This window comes from Rhodococcus sp. AD45-ID (assembly GCF_003023755.1).
Classification (GTDB): Bacteria; Actinomycetota; Actinomycetes; order Mycobacteriales; family Mycobacteriaceae; genus Rhodococcus_F; species Rhodococcus_F globerula.
The window spans coordinates 2870130-2891105 of record NZ_PYHL01000001.1; the positions used below are offsets into that span (position 1 = coordinate 2870130).

17 protein-coding genes are annotated in these 20976 nt (G+C 61.1%); 10 read left to right on the plus strand and 7 right to left on the minus strand.

Annotation, left to right across the window (positions count from 1 at the left end; translation table 11 throughout):
* The first annotated feature begins 6 nt into the window (after positions 1–6).
* From C7T36_RS13220 to C7T36_RS13245, 6 genes are all read left to right on the plus strand, one after another.
* Positions 7–1005, plus strand: coding sequence for a helix-turn-helix domain-containing protein (locus C7T36_RS13220; protein ID WP_045065969.1), 999 nt, complete (start codon positions 7–9; stop codon positions 1003–1005).
* A gap of 212 nt (positions 1006–1217) precedes the next feature.
* Entirely contained in the window at positions 1218–2267 is a 1050-nt protein-coding gene (locus C7T36_RS13225; protein ID WP_045066813.1) for a phenylacetaldoxime dehydratase family protein, read from the plus strand.
* Between the two features lie 22 nt (positions 2268–2289).
* Complete coding sequence (locus tag C7T36_RS13230) at positions 2290–3855, plus strand: amidase (protein WP_045065972.1); 1566 nt, start codon at positions 2290–2292, stop codon at positions 3853–3855.
* A gap of 29 nt (positions 3856–3884) precedes the next feature.
* Positions 3885–4508 carry a nitrile hydratase subunit alpha gene (gene nthA, locus C7T36_RS13235; protein ID WP_045065975.1) on the plus strand — a complete coding sequence of 208 codons (624 nt, stop codon included), beginning with the start codon at positions 3885–3887 and terminating at the stop codon, positions 4506–4508.
* A gap of 26 nt (positions 4509–4534) precedes the next feature.
* The gene (gene nthB / locus C7T36_RS13240) at positions 4535–5173 is read left to right on the plus strand and encodes a nitrile hydratase subunit beta (protein WP_045065977.1); all 639 of its coding nucleotides are present in this window, start codon (positions 4535–4537) and stop codon (positions 5171–5173) included.
* Positions 5174–5289: 116 nt separating this feature from the next.
* Positions 5290–6498, plus strand: a complete 1209-nt coding sequence (locus C7T36_RS13245) for a GTP-binding protein (RefSeq protein WP_045065979.1) — start codon at positions 5290–5292, stop codon at positions 6496–6498.
* On the opposite strand, the gene C7T36_RS13250 is transcribed toward C7T36_RS13245, so the two are convergent.
* Positions 6478–7404 carry a LysR family transcriptional regulator gene (locus C7T36_RS13250; protein ID WP_045065981.1) on the minus strand — a complete coding sequence of 309 codons (927 nt, stop codon included), beginning with the start codon at positions 7402–7404 and terminating at the stop codon, positions 6478–6480. The genes C7T36_RS13245 and C7T36_RS13250 overlap by 21 nt on opposite strands.
* Before the next feature lie 72 nt (positions 7405–7476).
* On the opposite strand from C7T36_RS13250, the gene dapA reads away from it, so the two are divergent.
* The 3 genes from dapA to C7T36_RS13265 all read left to right on the plus strand — a co-directional run bounded on the left by dapA (position 7477) and on the right by C7T36_RS13265 (position 11100).
* The gene (dapA, locus tag C7T36_RS13255; RefSeq protein ID WP_045065983.1) at positions 7477–8385 is read left to right on the plus strand and encodes a 4-hydroxy-tetrahydrodipicolinate synthase; all 909 of its coding nucleotides are present in this window, start codon (positions 7477–7479) and stop codon (positions 8383–8385) included.
* Positions 8386–8540: 155 nt separating this feature from the next.
* Positions 8541–10352 (plus strand): ABC transporter substrate-binding protein/permease, encoded by a 1812-nt coding sequence (locus C7T36_RS13260; RefSeq protein ID WP_045065986.1) that lies wholly within the window; start codon positions 8541–8543, stop codon positions 10350–10352.
* A 4-nt stretch (positions 10353–10356) separates the two neighbouring features.
* Complete coding sequence (locus tag C7T36_RS13265; RefSeq protein ID WP_033237041.1) at positions 10357–11100, plus strand: amino acid ABC transporter ATP-binding protein; 744 nt, start codon at positions 10357–10359, stop codon at positions 11098–11100.
* Positions 11101–11112: 12 nt separating this feature from the next.
* On the opposite strand, the gene C7T36_RS13270 is transcribed toward C7T36_RS13265, so the two are convergent.
* Genes C7T36_RS13270 through C7T36_RS13290 form a run of 5 tightly spaced genes read right to left on the minus strand, consistent with a single transcriptional unit; the run spans position 11113 to position 14841 of the window.
* On the minus strand, positions 11113–11727 hold the full coding sequence (locus tag C7T36_RS13270; RefSeq protein WP_045065987.1) for a response regulator transcription factor: 615 nt from the start codon (positions 11725–11727) through the stop codon (positions 11113–11115).
* Positions 11724–12869, minus strand: a complete 1146-nt coding sequence (locus C7T36_RS13275) for a sensor histidine kinase (protein WP_045065988.1) — start codon at positions 12867–12869, stop codon at positions 11724–11726. The genes C7T36_RS13270 and C7T36_RS13275 overlap by 4 nt, the downstream gene beginning before the upstream one ends.
* Before the next feature lie 21 nt (positions 12870–12890).
* Positions 12891–13673, minus strand: a complete 783-nt coding sequence (locus tag C7T36_RS13280) for an ABC transporter permease (protein ID WP_045065990.1) — start codon at positions 13671–13673, stop codon at positions 12891–12893.
* On the minus strand, positions 13670–14608 hold the full coding sequence (locus tag C7T36_RS13285) for an ABC transporter ATP-binding protein (protein WP_045065992.1): 939 nt from the start codon (positions 14606–14608) through the stop codon (positions 13670–13672). The genes C7T36_RS13280 and C7T36_RS13285 overlap by 4 nt, the downstream gene beginning before the upstream one ends.
* Positions 14605–14841 carry a hypothetical protein gene (locus tag C7T36_RS13290; RefSeq protein WP_239654660.1) on the minus strand — a complete coding sequence of 79 codons (237 nt, stop codon included), beginning with the start codon at positions 14839–14841 and terminating at the stop codon, positions 14605–14607. Before C7T36_RS13290 ends, C7T36_RS13285 begins: the two co-directional genes overlap by 4 nt.
* A gap of 233 nt (positions 14842–15074) precedes the next feature.
* Between C7T36_RS13290 and C7T36_RS13295 the strand changes: the two genes are divergently transcribed.
* Positions 15075–17162 carry a PhoX family phosphatase gene (locus C7T36_RS13295; RefSeq protein WP_045065996.1) on the plus strand — a complete coding sequence of 696 codons (2088 nt, stop codon included), beginning with the start codon at positions 15075–15077 and terminating at the stop codon, positions 17160–17162.
* Between the two features lie 80 nt (positions 17163–17242).
* Here C7T36_RS13295 and C7T36_RS13300 read toward each other — a convergent pair whose 3' ends face one another.
* Positions 17243–20962, minus strand: coding sequence for an isopeptide-forming domain-containing fimbrial protein (locus C7T36_RS13300; RefSeq protein ID WP_258190607.1), 3720 nt, complete (start codon positions 20960–20962; stop codon positions 17243–17245).
* Positions 20963–20976 lie beyond the last annotated feature (14 nt).

Genomic DNA, 20976 nt, shown 5'->3' on the forward strand with positions numbered 1-20976 from the left:
CCGTCAATGCTCGAGAATTCTGATGTTCCGCTTGCCACTCGGGCAACTATCGCCGGGGACTGGGCAGATCTGCTGCGCGAACATTTTGTCGCTCTGGACGTATCCGATATCGACGACCGCACACGTTTCACCGGCGCTGTCCAATCGGCTCAGCTTGCCCACATCAAGGTTGCTGCCGTTCAGTCGATGGAACAACGAATAGTGCGCAGCAACAGTTTGATCAGGGACGACGGCGCCGACTACCTGCAAATCGGGATGATCCGCCGCGGTAGCGCGATAGTGCGGCAGGACGAGCGAGAATGCGTGCTGCGATGCGGTGACTACGTGCTGTACGACACCACGCGTCCATTCGATTGGCAATTCGAGGGACATCCCAACGACGGGTTCTGGGGACTCGAGGTCTTCACCTGGCCAAGGCCATCTCTGGCGCTCGCGGACGCTGAAATCCGGAGCCTTACCGCCGTTGCGTTTGACGGTCACACCGGCGTGAGTGGACTTCTAGGTCGCTTTCTTCACGATCTTGCGTCAGTCCGCATGGCCTCTGATGTCGCCGGAGCCGAGGCTGAGATCATCGAGGAAATCAGCGGTTTGGTGAAATCGTTCCTGCACACCACAATCCGTCCGGTCGCCTCGTATCGCAACGACCTCTACGAGATGGCACTTTCGGTCATCGACGACCGCATCGAGGACCCGTCGCTGTCGCCGGTAAACATCGCTGAATCGGTCGCGGTTTCCATTCGACAGTTGCATCGGGTCTTCGCCGAACACGGCACGACTGTCTCACGCTCGATTCGACGTCGTCGCCTGGAAGTCTGCCGCCGAGAGATGGTGCGACACGGGACCGCAGAGCGGTCGTTGACTCAAATTGCTCACCGATGGGGATTTACGGACCCCTCTACCTTCAGTCGAGCGTTCAAAGCCGAGTTCGGGATGAGTCCTCGCCGCTACCGCTCGGAATCACTCGCTGCGTCACTCGATTCCGCGAACCCTGCCTCACCCCGGTAACAAACGGTAACGCGCACGTAACCTACTGCGCTACTTATCTATTCGAGATCGCCGCGAAAATCCGGCACTGCAGGAACAAACCGAGGTTCTTGGCACTGTGGTCCATGTTTCTGGCATTTCTGGTCAAGTTTGCCGGGCGTTGCGGGCGTAGATTTTCGATACGCCGTTGCCGAAGCGTCAGGCAACCGATGACCTACTCGGATGGAGTGCTCATGGAATCTGCGATCAGTGAACATCTCAAATGCCCACGGACCTTGACTCGTAGGGTTCCGGATACGTACGCACCGCCGTTTCCCATGTGGGTGGGACGCTCGGACGAGAAATTGCACCAAGTGGTGATGGGCTACTTCGGCGTGCAATTCCGCGGAGACGAACAGCGTTCGGACGCACTGGCAGCCATGCGCCACATAGTCGCCAGTCTCGATCTGGCTGACGGCGCGCTACACCACGATCTGACCCACCACCTCGACAACCAAGGCTACGAGAACTTGATTGTCGCAGGGTACTGGACGGACCCTGTGTCCCAACAACGTTGGAGCAATTCCCGAGCGGTGGCGGACTGGTGGGAATCTGCTGACCGCCTGTCTGACGGCTTGGGTTTCTTCCGCGAGATCGTGGCACCGCGGGCCGAGCAGTTCGAAACGCTGTACGCGTTCCAAGATAATCTCCCCGGTGTCGGAGCGGTGATGGACGGCATCAGCGGCGACATAAACGAACACGGCTACTGGGGTTCGATGCGCGAACGATTTCCGATCTCCCAAACCGACTGGATGCAGCCGTCCGGCGAACTACGTGTGATCGCAGGCGATCCCACAGCAGGTGGCCGTGTAGTGGTGCGCGGGCACGACAACATCGCATTGATTCGATCCGGTCAAGATTGGGCCGATGCCGAAGCAGACGAACGCAGTCTGTACCTGGACGAAATCCTGCCGACTCTCGAAGCGGGAATGGACTTCCTCCGCGACAACGGCCAGGCAGTGGGTTGCTACAGCAACAGGTTTGTGCGCAACATCGACATCGACGGCAACTTTCTCGACCTCAGTTACAACATCGGACACTGGGCCTCGCTCGACAATCTCGAGCGCTGGTCGGAGTCCCACCCGACCCACCTACGCATTTTCACCACGTTCTTTCGTGTAGCCGAAAATCTGGAGAAACTCCGCCTCTACCACGAGGTCTCGGTATTCGACGCGGACGCACAGCAGTACGAGTACATCAACTGTCACCCGCACACCGGAATGCTGCGCGACGCCACACACTGATCAGATCAGGAGCACACTTCTCATGGCAATAATTCGACCAGATGACAACGCAATAGATTCTGCTGCACAGCATTACGGAATCGACCTAGACGATACGGCCAAGCGGGAGTGGCCGGCCCTGATCGACGGAGCGCTCGGCTCCTACGATGCAGTCGATCAACTGTATGCCGACGAAGCAGCACCAACGCCGATCTCCCGCGAATACCGGACACCCGAATCTGACGAAAATCTTTTGGGCGCTTGGTATGTGACAACCGAGATTCTTCCGACATCGGACGGCGTCCTGGGCGATCGTCGGGTAGCGATCAAGGACAACGTCAGTGTGGCGGGCGTGCCGATGATGAACGGGTCACGGTCGGTCGAAGGATTTGTTCCCTCCCGCGACGCCACTGTCGTCACTCGACTACTCGCAGCCGGGGCGACGGTTGCCGGCAAAGCAGTGTGCGAAGACCTGTGCTTCTCCGGTTCGAGTTTCACCCCGGCTAGCGGACCCGTTCGCAATCCATGGGACCCGCACCGTGAGGCCGGTGGATCATCGGGTGGCAGTGCAGCTCTCGTGGCCAATGGTGACGTCGACATTGCCATCGGCGGAGACCAGGGTGGATCGATTCGTATCCCTGCTGCATTTTGTGGCGTCGTCGGGCACAAGCCCACTTTCGGACTTGTCCCCTACACGGGCGCTTTTCCTATCGAGCGCACCATCGACCACCTCGGGCCGATCACTCGCAGCGTCGACGATGCGGCACTGATGCTTTCGGTCATTGCAGGCCGCGACGGCAACGACCCCCGACAACCCGAGAATCTCGAGACGGACGACTATTTGTCCAACCTCGGCTCCGGCGTAGCGGGGATGCGAATCGGTGTTGTGCGAGAAGGATTCGGTCAGGCCGTCTCACAACCGGACGTCGACGACGCCATCCGTTCAGCGGCGTACAGCTTGACCGAGGCCGGCTGCGCTGTGGAGGAAGTGAGCATTCCCTGGCACGTGCACGCCTTCCATATTTGGAATGTCATTGCCACTGACGGGGGCGCCTACCAGATGCTCGACGGCAACGGATACGGACTCAATGTCGAAGGTCTTTACGACCCGGAACTGATGGCACACTTTGCTTCTCGCCGTGTTCAGCATGCGAATGACTTGTCGGAAACTGTCAAACTGGTTGCGTTGACCGGACATCACGGTGTTACCGCGCTTGCAGGTGCCACCTACGGCAAAGCCCGCAACCTGGTGCCCCATGCCCGTGCCGCCTACGATGCCGCGCTGGAACAGTACGACGTGCTGGTGATGCCTACTCTGCCGTACGTCGCATCCGAGTTGCCCGCTGCGAATGTCGACCGCGCCACCTTCATCACCAAGGCCCTCGGCATGGTCGCCAACACCGCACCGTTCGACGTCACCGGCCACCCTTCTCTCTCTGTCCCGGCAAGTCTGGTGAACGGTCTGCCGACCGGAATGATGATCACCGGCAAGCGTTTCGACGACGCAAAGGTACTACATGTCGGTCGTGCATTCGAGAAGATTCGCGGTGCATTTCCGGCGCCAGCCCGCCACACGTCCACAGTCCTTATTCCACCGATTCACACGTGATCAGCCCCCCACAGGAAAGGTGAAACACAATGTCAGTAACGATCGACCACACAACGGAGAATGCGGCACCAGCCCAGGCACCGGTCTCCGATCGCGCGTGGGCGTTGTTCCGCGCACTCGACGGCAAGGGATTGGTCCCCGCCGGTTACGTCGAGGGATGGAAGAAGACCTTCGAAGAGGATTTCAGCCCCAAACGCGGCGCCGAGTTGGTCGCGCGAGCCTGGACCGACCCCGAGTTCCGGCAGTTGCTCCTCACCGACGGAACTGCGGCAGTGGCTCAGTACGGCTATCTCGGACCTCAGGGTGAGTACATCGTGGCCGTCGAAGACACTCCGACGCTCAAGAACGTGATCGTGTGCTCACTGTGTTCGTGCACCGCCTGGCCGATTCTCGGTCTGCCGCCCACCTGGTACAAGAGTTTCGAATACCGTGCGCGGGTGGTCCGTGAGCCACGGAAGGTTCTCTCCGAGATGGGAACCGAGATCCCGTCGGATATCGAGGTTCGCGTCTACGACACCACCGCCGAAACTCGCTACATGGTCCTCCCACAACGCCCCGCAGGCACCGAGGGCTGGAGCCAGGCGCAGCTGCAGGAAATCGTCACCAAGGACTGCCTGATCGGGGTCGCAATCCCGCAGGTCCCCACCGTCTGATCACACCGACAAGAAAGAAGCACACCATGGATGGAGTACACGATCTTGCCGGAGTTCAAGGCTTCGGCAAAGTCCCGCATACCGTCAACGCCGACATCGGCCCCACCTTCCATGCCGAGTGGGAACACCTGCCGTACAGCCTGATGTTCGCTGGTGTCGCCGAACTCGGCGCATTCAGCGTCGACGAAGTTCGATACGTCGTCGAGCGGATGGAACCCCGGCATTACATGATGACCCCGTACTACGAGAGGTACGTCATCGGCGTCGCTACTCTGATGGTCGAAAAAGGGATCCTGACGCAAGACGAGCTCGAAACTCTTGCAGGCGGACCGTTCCCGCTGTCACGACCCAGCGAATCCGAAGGGCGGCCTGCGCCCGTCGAGACGACCAGCTTCGAAGTTGGTCAGCGAGTACGCGTGCGCGACGAGTACGTTCCGGGGCATATTCGAATGCCTGCGTACTGCCGTGGACGGGTGGGAACCATCTCTCATCGGACCACCCAGAAGTGGCCGTTCCCCGACGCAATCGGTCACGGGCGCAACGACGCCGGCGAAGAACCCACGTACCACGTGAAGTTCGCCGCGGAGGAACTGTTCGGCCGCGACACCGACGGCGGAAGCGTCGTTGTCGATCTCTTCGAGGGGTACCTCGAGCCGACGGCCTGATTTTCCACCAACCCTGATCTTCCCGCAACGCCAGGCGGCGGTCATGCGATCGCACCGTGTTGCACGACCGCCGCCAAACCACAGCGATCCACTCATCCGGAAGGACTCTGGAAATCATGGTCGACACACGACTTCCGGTCACGGTGCTCTCAGGCTTCCTGGGAGCCGGGAAAACGACACTCCTCAACGAGATTCTGCGTAACCGTGAGGGCCGCCGGGTTGCGGTGATCGTCAACGACATGAGCGAAATCAACATCGACAGTGCAGAAGTCGAGCGCGAGATATCGCTGAGTCGGTCCGAGGAGAAATTGGTCGAGATGACCAACGGCTGCATCTGCTGCACTCTGCGTGAAGACCTTCTCGCTGAGATTGCGACGCTGGCCGCCGACGGTCGCTTCGACTACCTTCTCATCGAATCTTCGGGCATTTCCGAACCGCTGCCCGTCGCGGAAACGTTCACTTTCATCGACACCGACGGTCACGCTCTGGCGGACATCGCTCGCCTCGACACCATGGTAACCGTCGTCGACGGACACAGTTTTCTCCGTGACTACGCGGCTGGGGGTCGCGTCGAAGCCGAAGCGCCGGAAGACAAACGCGATATCTCGGATCTGCTGGTCGATCAGATCGAATTTGCCGACGTCATCCTGGTGAGCAAAGCCGATCTCGTGACGCCACAACACCTGATCGAACTGACAGCGGTCCTACGATCTTTGAATGCGACCGCCGCGATAGTGCCGATGAGTCATGGCCGAATCCCACTCGACACCATTCTCGATACCGGTTTGTTCTCCCTCGAGAAAGCTGCGCAGGCCCCTGGCTGGCTACAAGAACTCCAAGGTGAACACACGCCCGAAACCGAAGAGTACGGAATCAGTTCGGTGGTGTACCGCGAGCGAGCACCCTTCCACCCACAACGGCTACACGACTTCCTCACGAGCGAGTGGACAAACGGAAGGCTACTTCGGGCCAAGGGATATTTCTGGAATGCCTTCCGGTTCACCGAGATCGGGAGTATTTCTCAGGCAGGACATCTCATCCGGCACGGATACGTCGGACGATGGTGGAAGTTTCTTTCCGACGATCTCTGGCCCGCCGATGACTACCGCCGTTCGGGAATCCTCGACAAGTGGGAAGAACCCGTCGGCGACTGCCGGCAGGAGCTCGTCTTCATCGGCCAGGGCATCGACCCGGTTCGACTACGCAGAGAACTCGATGCCTGCCTACTCACCACAGCGGAGATCGAACTCGGGCCAGACGTGTGGACCACGTGGCAAGACCCACTCGGAGCCGGACATACCGAGTCAACCGCGGCGGCCCCCTGAGCCGTCACCGAGGGTTGCCGGATCAAGGGCTTGCAGCACTACCCGAATCGCCGGGCTGGAATCCGCGCTTCGGCGCCACGCTGCATGCACCTCACGCTTCGGCGCCCGCGCCAGTGGCCGCGACACCAACTCTTCCCCCAACGGCGGACGGGCAAGGCGAGGAATCAAAGCGATTACCTCTCCCGAAGAAACCAGCGACAGCTGCGTGGCAAAATCGTCGACCAGATGTCGCACATCGGCATCCTCGCCCACGTCGGCGAACAACCGTCGGAACCACTGGTGACACACGGTCCCCGGCGGACTTGTCACCCACGCGTGACCCGCTAGGTCGGCACTGGTCAGAGGTCGGTCGAGCTGCGCAAGTGCATGCGTCCGATTCATCACGACATCACCGACATCAGTGTGAATGTGACGCTCGGCCAGCGACGAAGGAAGCGAAGGCGGCAATCCATCGGCATCGTGAACAACCGCAAAGTCCGCGGTACCGGCGTCGACGCTGTGCAGCGCCTGGTCCGGGTCCTGCTCGGTGACGCGCACCTGTAGGTCCGGGCACTCGGTCGACAATCGCACGATCGCCGGCGCAAGCAGCCCCCGGATTCCTGTCGAGAATGCCGCTACGCGGAGTACTCCGCGCGGCGCACCGTCCGAAACCGACTGTGCCGCTTCGACGCAACGCTCCAGCGCGTCGAACACATCGGGCGCCGACTCGACGATGGCCTGCCCTGCGGGAGTGAGCACAACTCCGCGGCCTGCAGTCGCAAGCACCGGCACACCGACTTGACGCTCGAGCCTCTTGATCTGCTGCGATATCGCCGACGCTGTGAACCCGAGTTCCTCTGCGGCTCGCGCCAGCGTTCCGAGAGCGGCCACTGACCGCAGCGCCCGCAAAGCTCCGACATCGATCATGAAGCCAGGCTACGCAATATCGCGAAAAAACCATTGCTGGACCGAAGGTATCGGCACAGGCACGATCACTTCATGACCATTTCGCAGCACCGCGCCGAACTACTCTTCGGCACCAACCTCGTCGCCATGGTGACTCCGATGCGCCCCGACGGAACGCTCGACGAAACGGGCATCACCAGTCTCGTCGACCACCTGTTGAGCACCGGATGTGACGGCATCGTCGTCGGTGGAACCACCGGCGAGTCGCCCACCTTGACCGAACCCGAAATGACGCGATTGGTCAGAGCAGTGAGCGAACAGTCGAACAATCGGGCTCGGGTGATCGCTGGTGTCGGCACCTACAACACTGCCGACAGCATCCGACGTGCCCGCGACGCCGCGGCAGCGGGCGCGGACGCATTGCTTCTCGTCTGCCCCTATTACTCCAAGCCGACTCAGGCCGGAATCGTGGCCCACTGCGTCGCGGTTGCAGACGCCACCGAACTGCCCGTAATGCTCTACGACGTTCCCGCCAGGACGGGCGTCGCCATGGAAACCTCCACACTGATCGAACTCTCCGACCACCCCCTGATCCGGGCGGTCAAGGATGCCAAGGGCGACCTCTTCGAAGCAATGACGGTCATGTCCCGAACATCGCTGGCCTATTACTGCGGTATCGACGAACTCAACTTGCCCTACCTCGCGTGTGGCGCCGCAGGCGTGGTCAGCGTCGTGGGCAACGTCCTCGCCGACCGCAACGCCGAACTCATCAGCGCCGTCCGGGTCGGCGACCTCAGCTCCGCTAACGCTGTCCAAAGCTCGCTACTCGAGATCGTGGACGCCATCATGCGCACGTCCCAAGGTGCGGTCATGGCCAAGGCCGCCCTGGCAGAACTCGGAATCATCCCGTACGCCGGCGTGCGCCTTCCACTGATCGAGTCGCCGCCCGCTCACCGGCGTCGCCTCACCGAAGCAATGGATACTCTGTCGATGGCGGTTTGACCTTCGGTCCGGGGCAGTCCGACTATTTCTCGCGCCCGCCGATACTTAAAATCATGCTGATTTGAACGCGTGCGCCCAGTGCAGAAGCCTGATGTCCAAAATCTGCAAGCGTTCTTCCACCCGGAGATCGCTACGGTTAGGACTACGCTGCTCGCATGTTTTCCTCCGTCGCAGCGAAGATCCGCTTGGTGGTGGCACTGCTCCTCACCGCACTCGTGGCGCTAACTCTGTCATCGTGCTCGAGCAGTTCGGAATCATCGGCAGCCCCCACAGACCTGTGTGCGCCTCCCGGAGTGGGAGCTGCAACCGCAGCGCCCACAAACCTGGACGCAGCCGCAGGTGCAGGCGCCGAAGACCGATACACCACGGCCACCGTCACCCCGATCGACCAGATCGACATCTCGAAACTCAACCTGATCAAACCGGGTGTCATCACCGTCGGCACGCTCGGCGACGCGCCGCCGAGCATCTGCGTCAACTCCGAGAATCAGTACACCGGTTATGACAACGAGCTCCTCAAAGCCATCGCAGACAAGCTGGGCCTGAAGGTCGAGTTTGTCGGCACCGAGTTTGCCGGTCTGCTCGCGCAGGTCGCCGGACGCCGCTTCGACGTCGGCTCCTCGTCCATCACCACCACGGATGAGCGTCGTAATACCGTCGGCTTCACCAACGGCTACGACTTCGGCTACTTCTCCCTCGTCGTGCCCAACGGCAGCCCCATCACCGGCTTCGGCGATCTGGACGCGTCCAAACGCATCGGCGTCGTACAGGGAACGGTTCAGGACGATTACGTCGTCAACACCTTGAAGCTCGATCCGGTGAAGTTCCCCGACTACGCAACCGCGTACGCGAACCTCAAATCCGGCCAGATCGACGCCTGGGTCGCACCGTCACAGCAGGCCGAAGGCGCCATCGCCCCGGGTGATCCCACGTCGATCATCCAGAACACCTTCTCGGTGAACAACTTTGTCGGCTGGGCAGTGAACAAGGAAAACCAGCCGCTCATCGACGCCCTGAACTCGGGTCTCGACGCCGTCATCGCCGACGGAACCTGGGCCGAGCTTTACTCCGACTGGGTTCCGCGCGAACTTCCCGAGGGTTGGAAACCCGGCTCCAAGGCCGCCGCGACGCCTGAGTTGCCGGACTTCGCCGCCCTCGCAGCCGAGAAGCCTGCCACGACGGACGAGACGACGACCTACCAGCCCAAGTCGACGTTCCAGCAGCTCAAGGACACGTTCTTCGACTGGCAGCTGTACAAGCAAGCGTTCCCGGATCTCCTGAAGACCGGTCTGCCCAACACCATCATTCTGGCGCTCGCGTCCGGCGTTATCGGCACCGTATTAGGCATGCTGCTGGCAGTCGCGGGAATCTCGCGGACGCGTTGGCTGCGCTGGCCGGCGCGCGTCTACACGGACATCTTCCGCGGCCTGCCGGCCGTCGTCATCATCTTGATCGTCGGCCTGGGCGTCGGCCCCATCGTCAAGAACATCACCGGCAGCAACCCGTACTGGCTGGGCGTCGCGGCGCTGTCGCTACTCGCGTCGGCGTATATCGGCGAGATCTTCCGATCGGGTATCCAGAGCGTCGAACCCGGCCAGCTCGAGGCCTCTCGCGCGTTGGGCTTCAGCTACCGCAAATCCATGTCGCTTGTGGTCATTCCTCAGGGTGTACGACGCGTTCTGCCTGCATTGATGAATCAGTTCATCTCGCTGATCAAGGACTCGTCGCTGATCTACTTCCTCGGACTGCTCGTCACACAGCGCGAACTTTTTGCCGTGGGACGCGACCTCAACGCCCAGACCGGAAACCTGTCACCGCTCGTCGCGGCCGGCCTGTTCTACCTCGCGCTGACCATCCCGCTGACCCACCTCGTCAACTACATCGACAATCGCCTCCGGACGGGACGCGCCGACACTTCCGGCACGTTGGATCCGCTCGAGCAGGCCATCGTCGTGGAAAGGGGCTGAGGACATGACCAGCTCTGAACTGAAATCCGTCTCCCTCACCGGCACGGACCTGCACCTGTCCTTCGGCACCAACAAAGTCCTGCGGGGCGTCAACCTCCACGTCGACGCCGGCAATACCGTCACCGTCATCGGGCCGTCCGGATCGGGCAAGTCGACGCTCTTGCGCGTGCTGAACCGCCTGCACGAGCCCGAGCAGGGTGACGTTCTCCTCGACGGGAAGTCCGTCCTGAAGGACAACCCTGACGAGTTGCGACAGCGCATCGGCATGGTGTTCCAGCACTTCAACCTGTTCCCGCACAAGACGGTGGCCGAGAACATCGCGCTAGGACCGAACAAGCTCAAGGGACTGTCCAAGGACGCGGCTCGCGCATTAGCCCTCGAGCAGCTCGAACTGGTGGGACTGCGGGAGAAGGCGGATTCCCGCCCGGGCAACCTGTCCGGTGGCCAGCAGCAACGTGTGGCGATCGCCCGGGCCTTGGCCATGAAGCCCGAGGTCATGTTCTTCGACGAAGCGACATCGGCCCTCGACCCCGAACTGGTCAAGGGCGTGTTGGCCCTCATGGCAGACCTCGCGAAATCCGGCATGACGATGGTGGTCGTGACCCACGAAATGGGCTTCGCCCGTTCCGTTTCCGACAAGGTGTTGTTCATGGATCGTGGCGCCGTTGTCGAAACAGGAACTCCGGAACAGCTTTTCGACGATCCGGAAACGGAACGATTGCAGGCGTTCTTGTCGCAGGTGTTGTAGGGGCCTTCGGCCCTAAATCCACCCCTGTCGGCGGGCGATCACCGCAGCCTCATGTCGATTGGCCGCACCGAGTTTGGTGACGGCTGAAGACAAATAGTTGCGTGTGGTGCCCGCCGACAGGTGTGCGCGGGTCGCGATCTCTTCTATGGATGCACCGTCGGCCGCGTACTCGAGCACATCCGCTTCCCGCGGTGTCAGCGGTGAATCACCGGCGCCGATCGCTTCGGCTGCCAACGACGGGTCGACGTATCGGCCGCCGGAGTGAACGCTGCGAACCACTTCCGCGAGGGTCGTTGCCGACGTCGTCTTGGGAAGGAATCCCCGGACACCGGCCGCGAGCGCCTTCTTCAAGTAGCCCGGACGGCCGTGGCTCGTCACAATGATCGACGCACATCCCGGCACGGATTGTGCGATCTGCTGCGCGGTTTCGATCCCGTCGATACCGGCCATCTGCAGATCCAGAACAGCAACGTCCGGCTGCAGTTCCGATGCCACGACAACGGCTGCTTCTCCCGATTCCGCTTCCGCCACAACAACTATGTCGTCCTCGAGCGAGAGCATCATCGCAAGTGCGGATCGGATGAGATTTTCGTCGTCGGCAAGCAATACCTTGATCGGCTCGGTCACCGAGACTCCTTGATCGGGGAAGAAAAATGTGCGGTCAGCGTGAAGGTACCTTCATCGTGGATGACCTCGAGGATGCCACCAACAGCTGTGACGCGTTCCCGTAGCCCATTCACACCGGTACCGTCGCCTGCGCGTTGTTGCACTGCACCGTCGTTGGTTATCGACACGGATTCACTGCTCACCTCGATAACTGCCTGTTGCGCGGAAGAATGACGCAGTATGTTCGTCACACCTTCACGGACAACCCACGCCGCGGTTTCCGCCAATTCGATGGGCAGGGCATCTGCGGACCCGCGTATGTCGGTGGTAATTCCCGCCGCCTCGAGCAGTGATCGCGCACCCGCCAGCTCCGACGCCAGTGCAATGGATCGGTAGCCGCGCACCAACTCACGTGCCTCGGCGAGGGATTCCTGTGCGAGATCACGCACTTCGTCCATCTGCTGGGCAGCGCGATCGTCCCCGCGACGCGACAATGTAGCTGCCAGATCACTTTTCACCGCGATTGCCGACAGCGCACGACCGACCACGTCGTGAAGGTCACGCGAAAAGCGGAGGCGCTCTTCGGCTACCGACAGTGCGGCCGCGGCTCCGCGTGCCTCGTCAAGTTCGGTGACCATCCGCAAAAGCCATACCGACAGCTGCACCGTGAAGGTCATGAAACCCGCCACACATGCCACCAGGATGCCGATCTCGGGTCGCCCGGCAAGCGCACACACGCCGGCAGCAACGGCTGCTCCCAGCATCACCCATCGCCACGACACCAAAGCCGCAAACGGCACCGGGACGATCATCGCCAGCCAGAAATACGGACCCTGCCCCGCGTCGTCAGCCGGTAAGGCAATAACCGCAGAGCAGAGCGCCGCCACGGTCATGACCACCGCTGGCACCTTCACCGATGCGGTCCTGGTCCCACCCAACTCGGGGATTCGATCCACTGCGACAACGGCTGCGGCCGAGCTGATCACAACGAAGAGCGCCCCGAGGTAGCGATGCATGGCCGCTTCGGTGATACCGCCGAATATCCCGAAGAAAATGCCGAGGACAAAGAACGACTGACGCGTGTACAGGCGAACCTTGTCGACACTGGACGCCGTTCGCCACGTTCGGGTCGGATTCCAGCGTCCGAAGCTCTCCGCAATCATGCCTACTACCTTCTCAGAGTTCTAGGAGCGAGGTTCCCAGCGGAAGTACACATTGGCGATCAGTACCGATCCGACGATCCACGCGACCAGAACCAATAGCGGTTGACCGGCCGATACGAAAGTGTCTGCAAAACTCGCTGCGACGGCGCCGTCGTCAGCCAGTTCGGACGACGTACGCCCTACCCATCCCAGATTCACGAGATCGAGAATCGCAGCCATCGGAGTGAAGTCGAGAACGCGAGCGATGTTGTCCGGCACGACATTTCTGATGCTCGACATCCCCGCAGTTGCAAGAATGAGGATCGGCATGCACGTGATCTGCGCGGCTTCGGCATTGCGAGTTACCGCCGAGGTGATGAGTGCCAACGCGGTGAACACGGCAGCGCCACCGATGAACGCCACCAGCACCAGTACGGGATTGACCGGCACCCGCCCACCCAGAACCACCACGGCAATCCCTACAACCACCGTCAGCAGGCCCGTCAGCACCCATGACGGCACTGCAGGGCCGGCCAGAATCTCGGCGTCACTGCACTCCCCGGTGCGCAGACGCTTGAGCACCAGTTCGTCGCGCCGCGTCGAATACACCGACAGCAGGTTGTAGAACACGACGAACACGAGCAGGAAGAGAGCAAAGATCTCGAGGCCCGACGCTACCGCTGTGTCGGACAGACCATCCTCACGCGAGATGATCAGAATTCCGATCGGGAAGATCAGAGGTAGGACTATAGCGTTGAAGAGCAACAGACGGTTTCGGCCCAGAAGGGTGAACTCCGCACGAGAGAGAGTTGCTATGCGGTTCATACCGGCGCCCCTTCGAGTTTGACGTGATGGTCGAATTGATCTGCTATGGACAGAAATACGGTCTCGAGGGATGCTGCCCGCGCATCCAGCCCGGACAATTCCACGTTGTTGTGCTGAGCCCAGATCAGAAGGTCGGTGAGCGTTTCCTGCACGGTGGCAGTAGTGATGACTACCTCGTCACCTTCGACGCGCATCTCGGCACCAGGCAGGTTCGGAAGCAGGAGATCCGGCCTGCGCACCTTGATCTGCGCGGGATGATCCGCAACTACCTCGGCAACCGTTCCACTGCGCACGACAGTTCCGCGGTGCATGATCGCCAACTGATCACACAACGACTCGGCCTCGTCCAGATAATGCGTCGTCAACATGATGGTGACGCCAGAGGACTTCAACTCCGCGATCAATTGCCAAGTATTACGCCGACTTTCGGGGTCGAGACCCGTCGTCGGCTCATCCAGGAACAGCACGAGCGGTTGGCCGATAATGGCGCAAGCCAAGTCGAGTCGACGTGCTTCGCCGCCGGAGAGGAACTTCACGCGGGTGTCGCTGCGATCGCGCATGTCGACTCGCTCGAGCACCTCGTCGACCGGCAGGGGATTCGAGCAGGTTCCGGCCCACATCGACAGACTCTCGCGAGCTGTGAGATCTTGAGGGAGGCCGCCCTTTTGGAGCATGATGCCCAAGCTCGGACGGAGTTCTCGGCGCTCCCGAACCGGATCCATACCCAGCACGCGCACCGATCCGTCCGTTGCCCGCGAAAGTCCTTGGATTACTTCGAGACTGGATGTCTTTCCGGCGCCGTTAGTTCCGAGCAGTCCGAACAGCTGACCCTCCGCGACAGTCAGTTCGAGATCGCGGACCGCGTAGAACGCGTCTTTTCCGGAACCGTAGCGCCGGGACATGGCCTCAACCTCGATAACCGGATCGCCCTTCATCGCGCAGCCTCCGATCGGTTCCAGCCGCGCAGCCCGATGGCGAATCGGATACCCGCATAGACAGCAAGAGCAGCAACAAGAATCCAGAACACGGGATTGGAGCCGATGATCGCGAACACCACTCCGATGAGCGCGATATTCACAACGATCACAACAAGTTCACGGCCCATCGTGGGCGCTGGTCCGATGTCCATCAGGTCCGTCAGGAGGCTTCCTTCATGTGGTTCTCTCATGCCACCAAGCCTCGCGGAAAGTCTGAGCCAAAAACAGTGCAGAGCATCATCACCTACGGTGACACTGTCACGGATCGGCGATGACAAATGTCATGAGGCGTCCCCGCGGGGACGCCTCATGAATTACAGGTAAGGGTCGCCTCGTTGTTTTGCCGTTCATTATTACGTTCCTTTACCCTCGCTTACGGCTTCTACGGTTCCCGAGACCATTCAACGAATCTCGGGAGTTCACGGTGGCTATCAAGCCTTTGGCACTGTTTGTCAAACACGACGGTGTGTCCTCACGCGCGTCGATCACCTGCCAGTACAAGTGTGGAAACGCCTGCTCGCACGAGGTACCCAACACCTCGGAAGGTGCGTACTTCCGCGATATCGCCCGCGCTGCCCTGAGCCGACGCGGCATGTTGCGCGGCAGTGGCATGGCAGTGCTGGCGGTCGGAGCGGGCAGCGCACTCGCCGGCTGCTCGGACGGAACAGCCGAAGCTGCGCCCGGAACCGGCTCGGCAGGCAGCAGCGACGGTGGCACCGGGAGCACGCCGGCCGGCACCAAATTCACCGCCGTCGCCCCCAACAAAGCGGATGCGGTTACCGTCCCGGAAGGGTACGAACAGGGCGTCGTCATCCGCTGGGGTGACGCCGTTCTCGCTGGAGCACCGGCCTTCGACTTCGAGAACCAGACCGCGGCAGCACAGGCGCTGCAGTTCGGATTCAACAACGACTTCGCCGGCCTCCTGCCCGTCGAGGGGCAGCCGAACACCTATCTGCTCGTAGTCAATCACGAGTACTCCACGGAACCGGCAATGTTCCGCGGCTACGACGCCGAGAACCCCACCGAAGAGCAGGTCAAGATCGGCCTCGCCAGCCACGGACTCTCCGTCGTACAGGTCAAGGGCGACTCCGGGTCCGGCAAGCTGGTTCCCGAGATCGGCGCCAACAACCGTCGCATCACCGGGACAACCGAATTCCTTGTCACTGGACCTGCTGCAGGCAGCGATTTCCTCAAGACAAGCGCCGATCCGACCGGCACCAAGGTTCTGGGCACGCTCAACAACTGCGCCGGCGGCGTAACCCCCTGGGGCACCGTGCTTTCCGGCGAAGAAAACTTCAATCAGTACTTCGCCAATGCGGAGGCCGTCACCGATCCTGTTGTCGCGCCCCGTTTGAAGCGATACGGTCTGGCCGGCGGTGCATCCGAACGTAAGTGGGAACGCTTCGACAAGCGCTTCGATCTGGTGGCAGAACCCAACGAGGTGAACCGCTTCGGATACGTCGTCGAGGTCGACCCGTGGGATCCGTCTTCGACTCCCGTCAAGCACACCGCGCTCGGCCGCTTCAAGCACGAAGCCGCCACCATCTACATCACCTCCGACGGCACAGTCGTGGCTTACAGCGGTGACGACGAGCGCTTCGACTACATGTACAAGTTCGTCTCGAGCCGAAAGATGCAGGACGGTAAGAGCCAAGCGGCCATGCGTCACAACATGACCCTGCTCGACGCCGGAACACTGTACGTCGCAAAGCTCAGCGGAAACTCTGCCGGCGAGATCGACGGAACCGGCAAGCTGCCGTCGGACGGTAAGTTCGACGGAACCGGCGAGTGGGTAGCCATCCTGCGGACCGGCGAAGACGGTAAGGGCGAATCGTTGGTCGACGGCTTGAGCGCCGAAGAGGTAGCCGTTTTCACCCGCCAGGCCGGTGACAAGGTCGGGGCAACGAAGATGGATCGCCCCGAAGACTTCGAGGCAAACCCGAAGAGCGGCAAGGTATACGTCGCGCTGACCAACAACACCAAGCGCGGAGTCGACGGCGGCGCAGCGGCCGATGAGGCAAACCCCCGGAACAACAACAAGAACGGTCAGGTCCTCGAAATCGCCGACGATCACGCCGGCACCACCTTCGGCTGGAATCTTCTTCTCGTCTGCGGAGATCCGGCTACAGCTGATACCTACTTCGGTGGATTCGACAAGAGCAAGGTCAGCCCGATCTCGTGCCCGGACAACCTTGCTTTCGACCCACACGGCAACCTGTGGATCTCGACGGACGGTAATGCACTGAAGTCCAACGACGGACTGTTCAGCGTCGTCCTCGAAGGCGAAAATCGGGGTGAGACAAAGCAGTTCCTCACTGTTCCCGTCGGCGCCGAAACCTGCGGTCCCATCGTGGACGAGAAGCGCGTCATCGTCTGCGTCCAGCACCCCGGTGAAACCGACGATGCCAGCATCGAAAGCCCCGCTTCCCATTGGCCCGACGGCGGCGCCTCCCAGCCTCGCCCGTCGGTAGTCGCCGCCTGGAAGAAGGACGGCTCTCGGATCGGCTCGTAACACTCCACGAAAACGACTGTGGGGCAGATCGCATACTCTGCGATCTGCCCCACATCGTTTACCTCAGATTCTCACGAGAATCAGTTGTCACCATCCTCGCGACGCTTACGCGTCAGGAGAACAACACCCGTTCCCAGCGCCAGCAGCAGAACCAATCCGCCCGCTGCAAGCAACGTGGTGTTCACGCCACTCTCACCAGCGCCACCACCCGAGTTGATCGTTCCACCCTTAGGAGCAGGCGTCGTCGTCTTCGGCTGACCCGGGGTTGCTGTCGGCGGCTTCGGCTGTCCCGGAACCGTGGTCGTAACCGGCTGACCCGGAACCGTCGGCGGGATGACGATCGGAGGAACAACGACGATCGGGGGAATGATGATCGTCGGCGTAACCGGCACCGTCGTGGTCGGCGGCGTCGTGGTCGGCGGGTCCGTCGTGACCGGTGTCGTCGGCGGCGTAGTTGTCGTCACGCCACATGGATCCACAATCTCTTCCGCGACAACTTCTTCTGTCGTGGTTTCGTCCGTGGTGGTCTCCTCCGTAGTGGTGGATTCCTCCGTACCGGTCACATCAGCATCACCGGCAGTGGTCGCGCTAGCCGTCGTCGTCGCAGCCGTGGTGGTCGGAACCACCGTGGTCGTCGTCGGAGGAACACAAGGCTCCGTCGTGACCGGCGGCGTCGTGGTGGTCGTCGGCGGCACCGTAGTGGTGGTCTCCGGCGGGTCTATCGGGTGTTCGGTGCAGAGAGCGTCGCCTGGGACACAGTCCACCGGCGGGTTCTCGCCACCAACCACCAGGTAGTTGTTCAGAACACCCGGAGTGAATCCGGGACCCGACAACGTTCCGATCTCAGGATTGACCTTGACGGTGTACGTCACTGTCGCGCTCTCACCCTTGGCCAGCTTTCCGGTGACCGTGAAGACGTTGTCAACGACACCCGAAGCAACCAGCGTGGAAGTGGTAGCCGGATCCTTCGTCATTACTGCATCGTCGAGAACATCGGTCAGATCGTCGTAGAAGCTGATCTCACCATCCGCGGTGCCCACATTCTTGAACGTGAGTGTGTACGTGATCTCCTGGCCGCCAACCACACGGTTTGTGGTGGACGGATCAGAGGACTTCAGTACCTCAATTGCGGGAGTGCCCTTCACCGGATGCTCGGTCGTCACCGGCGGAGGAGTGATCTCCGGACCGGTCGGCGGCTTCGCAGTACCGGTGACCTTGTTGTTGATCAGAACGCCGCCGGCAACACCGTCGTTGATCTTCACCTGGTAGGTCAGAACAACCGACTTACCCGCTTCGAGTGCACCGGTCCACGAGAGCGTGGTGCCCTCGAGGGTCGGAGCAGTCGCGTCGACACCGTCGACCGTTGCCTTGAGCGAACCGTCCACCAACACCGCGTTGTCGAGAACCTTCGACAGATCATCGGTCAACACCACCGGATCAAGGGTCGTGTTACCCGTGTTCGCACCCGTCACCGAGTACGTGATCGTCTGACCAGCAGCAACATTGGTACCCGACACCGGATCCGCAGTCTTCGCGACCGTGAAACCCGGAACCTTCACCGGATGCTCGGTCGTCACCGGCGGAGGAGTGATCTCCGGACCGGTCGGCGGCTTCGCAGTACCCGTGACCTTGTTGTTGATCAGAACGCCACCGGCAACACCGTCGTTGATCTTCACCTGGTAGGTCAGAACAACCGACTTACCCGCTTCGAGTGCACCCGTCCACGAGAGCGTGGTGCCCTCGAGGGTCGGAGCAGTCGCGTCGACACCGTCGACCGTTGCCTTGAGCGAACCGTCCACCAACACCGCGTTGTCGAGAACCTTCGACAGATCATCGGTCAACACCACCGGATCAAGGGTCGTGTTACCCGTGTTCGCACCCGTCACCGAGTACGTGATCGTCTGACCAGCAGCAACATTGGTACCCGACACCGGATCCGCAGTCTTCGCGACCGTGAAACCCGGAACCTTCACCGGATGCTCGGTGCACAGCGCCGTCGCCGGATCACACACCTCCGGAGGATCAACCGGAGGAGTCGTACCCGGAACAACGAAGTTGAGCACCGTGTTGTCGGCATTCGCCGCAACGCGATCGGCATCAGCCTTGACCGTGACGGTGTACGTCACCGTCTTGCTCTCGCCGGCCGCCAGGGTTCCCGTCACCGAGAAACCATCCGCACCGACCATCGCAGCAGTCAACGGAGCATCAGCAGTCAAGCTGCCCGCAACCAGATCAGCATCGTCGAGCAGACCACGCAGATCATCGAAGTACGCGACCTCACCCGCACCGTTACCGGTGTTCGTGAACGTGAGCGTGTACTTGATGTCCTGACCGGCAACAACATTCGAACCCGAAGCCGGATCAGAAGACTTCACCACAGCGATCTTCGGAGACACCACCGGATGCGTCGTGCACAGCTGCGTCGCCGGATCACACACCTCCGGAGGATCAACCGGAGGAGTCGTACCCGGAACAACGAAGTTGTTCAAGAACACCCCACCGACGACATCGGCATTGACCTTCACCGAATACGTCACCGTCTTGCTCTCGCCGGCCGCCAGGGTTCCCGTCACCGAGAAACCATCCGCACCGACCATCGTCGCAGCCAACGGAGCATCAGCAGTCAAACCACTGAGAACACCCTTGTCCACAACCTGACGCAGATCGTCGAAGTACGCGACCTCACCCGCACCGTTACCGGTGTTCGTGAACGTGAGCGTGTACTTGATGTCCTGACCGGCAACAACATTCGAACCCGAAGCCGGATCAGAAGACTTCACCACAGCGATCTTCGGAGACACCACCGGATGCGTCGTGCACAGCTGCGTCGCCGGATCACACACCTCCGGAGGATCAACCGGAGGAGTCGTACCCGGAACAACGAAGTTGTTCAAGAACACCCCACCGACGACATCGGCATTGACCTTCACCGAATACGTCACCGTCTTGCTCTCGCCGGCCGCCAGGGTTCCCGTCACCGAGAAACCATCCGCACCGACCATCGCAGCAGTCAACGGAGCATCAGCAGTCAAGCTGCCCGCAACCAGATCAGCATCGTCGAGCAGACCACGCAGATCATCGAAGTGCGCGACCTCACCCGCACCGTTACCGGTGTTCGTGAACGTGAGCGTGTACTTGATGTCCTGACCGGCAACAACATTCGAACCCGAAGCCGGATCAGAGGACTTCACCACAGCGATCTTCGGAGACACCACCGGATGCGTCGTGCACAGCTGCGTCGCCGGATCACACACCTCCGGAGGATCAACCGGAGGAGTCGTACCCGGAACAACGAAGTTGTTCAAGAACACCTCACCGACGACATCGGCATTGACCTTCACCGAATACGTCACCGTCTTGCTCTCGCCGGCCGCCAGGGTTCCCGTCACCGAGAAACCATCCGTGCCGACCATCGTCGCAGCCAACGGAGCATCAGCAGTCAAGCTGCCCGCAACCAGATCAGCATCGTCGAGCAGACCACGCAGATCATCGAAGTGCGCGACCTCACCCGCACCGTTACCGGTGTTCGTGAACGTGAGCGTGTACTTGATGTCCTGACCGGCAACAACATTCGAACCCGAAGCCGGATCAGAGGACTTCACCACAGCGATCTTCGGAGACACCACCGGATGCGTCGTGCACAGCTGCGTCGCCGGATCACACACCTCCGGAGGATCAACCGGAGGAGTCGTACCCGGAACAACGAAGTTGTTCAAGAACACCCCACCGACGACATCGGCATTGACCTTCACCGAATACGTCACCGTCTTGCTCTCGCCGGCCGCCAGGGTTCCCGTCACCGAGAAACCATCCG

Bases quoted from the DNA above. Each gene is read 5' to 3' on its own strand.
- C7T36_RS13280 (WP_045065990.1), bottom strand. From the start codon at position 13,673: ATGAACCGCATAGCAACTCTCTCTCGTGCGGAGTTCACCCTTCTGGGC.
- C7T36_RS13250 (WP_045065981.1), bottom strand. From the start codon at position 7,404: ATGATCGATGTCGGAGCTTTGCGGGCGCTGCGGTCAGTGGCCGCTCTC.
- C7T36_RS13265 (WP_033237041.1), top strand. From the start codon at position 10,357: ATGACCAGCTCTGAACTGAAATCCGTCTCCCTCACCGGCACGGACCTG.
- C7T36_RS13260 (WP_045065986.1), top strand. From the start codon at position 8,541: ATGTTTTCCTCCGTCGCAGCGAAGATCCGCTTGGTGGTGGCACTGCTC.
- C7T36_RS13285 (WP_045065992.1), bottom strand. From the start codon at position 14,608: ATGAAGGGCGATCCGGTTATCGAGGTTGAGGCCATGTCCCGGCGCTAC.
- C7T36_RS13225 (WP_045066813.1), top strand. From the start codon at position 1,218: ATGGAATCTGCGATCAGTGAACATCTCAAATGCCCACGGACCTTGACT.
- C7T36_RS13275 (WP_045065988.1), bottom strand. From the start codon at position 12,869: ATGATTGCGGAGAGCTTCGGACGCTGGAATCCGACCCGAACGTGGCGA.
- C7T36_RS13230 (WP_045065972.1), top strand. From the start codon at position 2,290: ATGGCAATAATTCGACCAGATGACAACGCAATAGATTCTGCTGCACAG.
- nthB (WP_045065977.1), top strand. From the start codon at position 4,535: ATGGATGGAGTACACGATCTTGCCGGAGTTCAAGGCTTCGGCAAAGTC.
- C7T36_RS13290 (WP_239654660.1), bottom strand. From the start codon at position 14,841: ATGAGAGAACCACATGAAGGAAGCCTCCTGACGGACCTGATGGACATC.
- dapA (WP_045065983.1), top strand. From the start codon at position 7,477: ATGACCATTTCGCAGCACCGCGCCGAACTACTCTTCGGCACCAACCTC.
- C7T36_RS13220 (WP_045065969.1), top strand. From the start codon at position 7: ATGCTCGAGAATTCTGATGTTCCGCTTGCCACTCGGGCAACTATCGCC.
- C7T36_RS13245 (WP_045065979.1), top strand. From the start codon at position 5,290: ATGGTCGACACACGACTTCCGGTCACGGTGCTCTCAGGCTTCCTGGGA.
- nthA (WP_045065975.1), top strand. From the start codon at position 3,885: ATGTCAGTAACGATCGACCACACAACGGAGAATGCGGCACCAGCCCAG.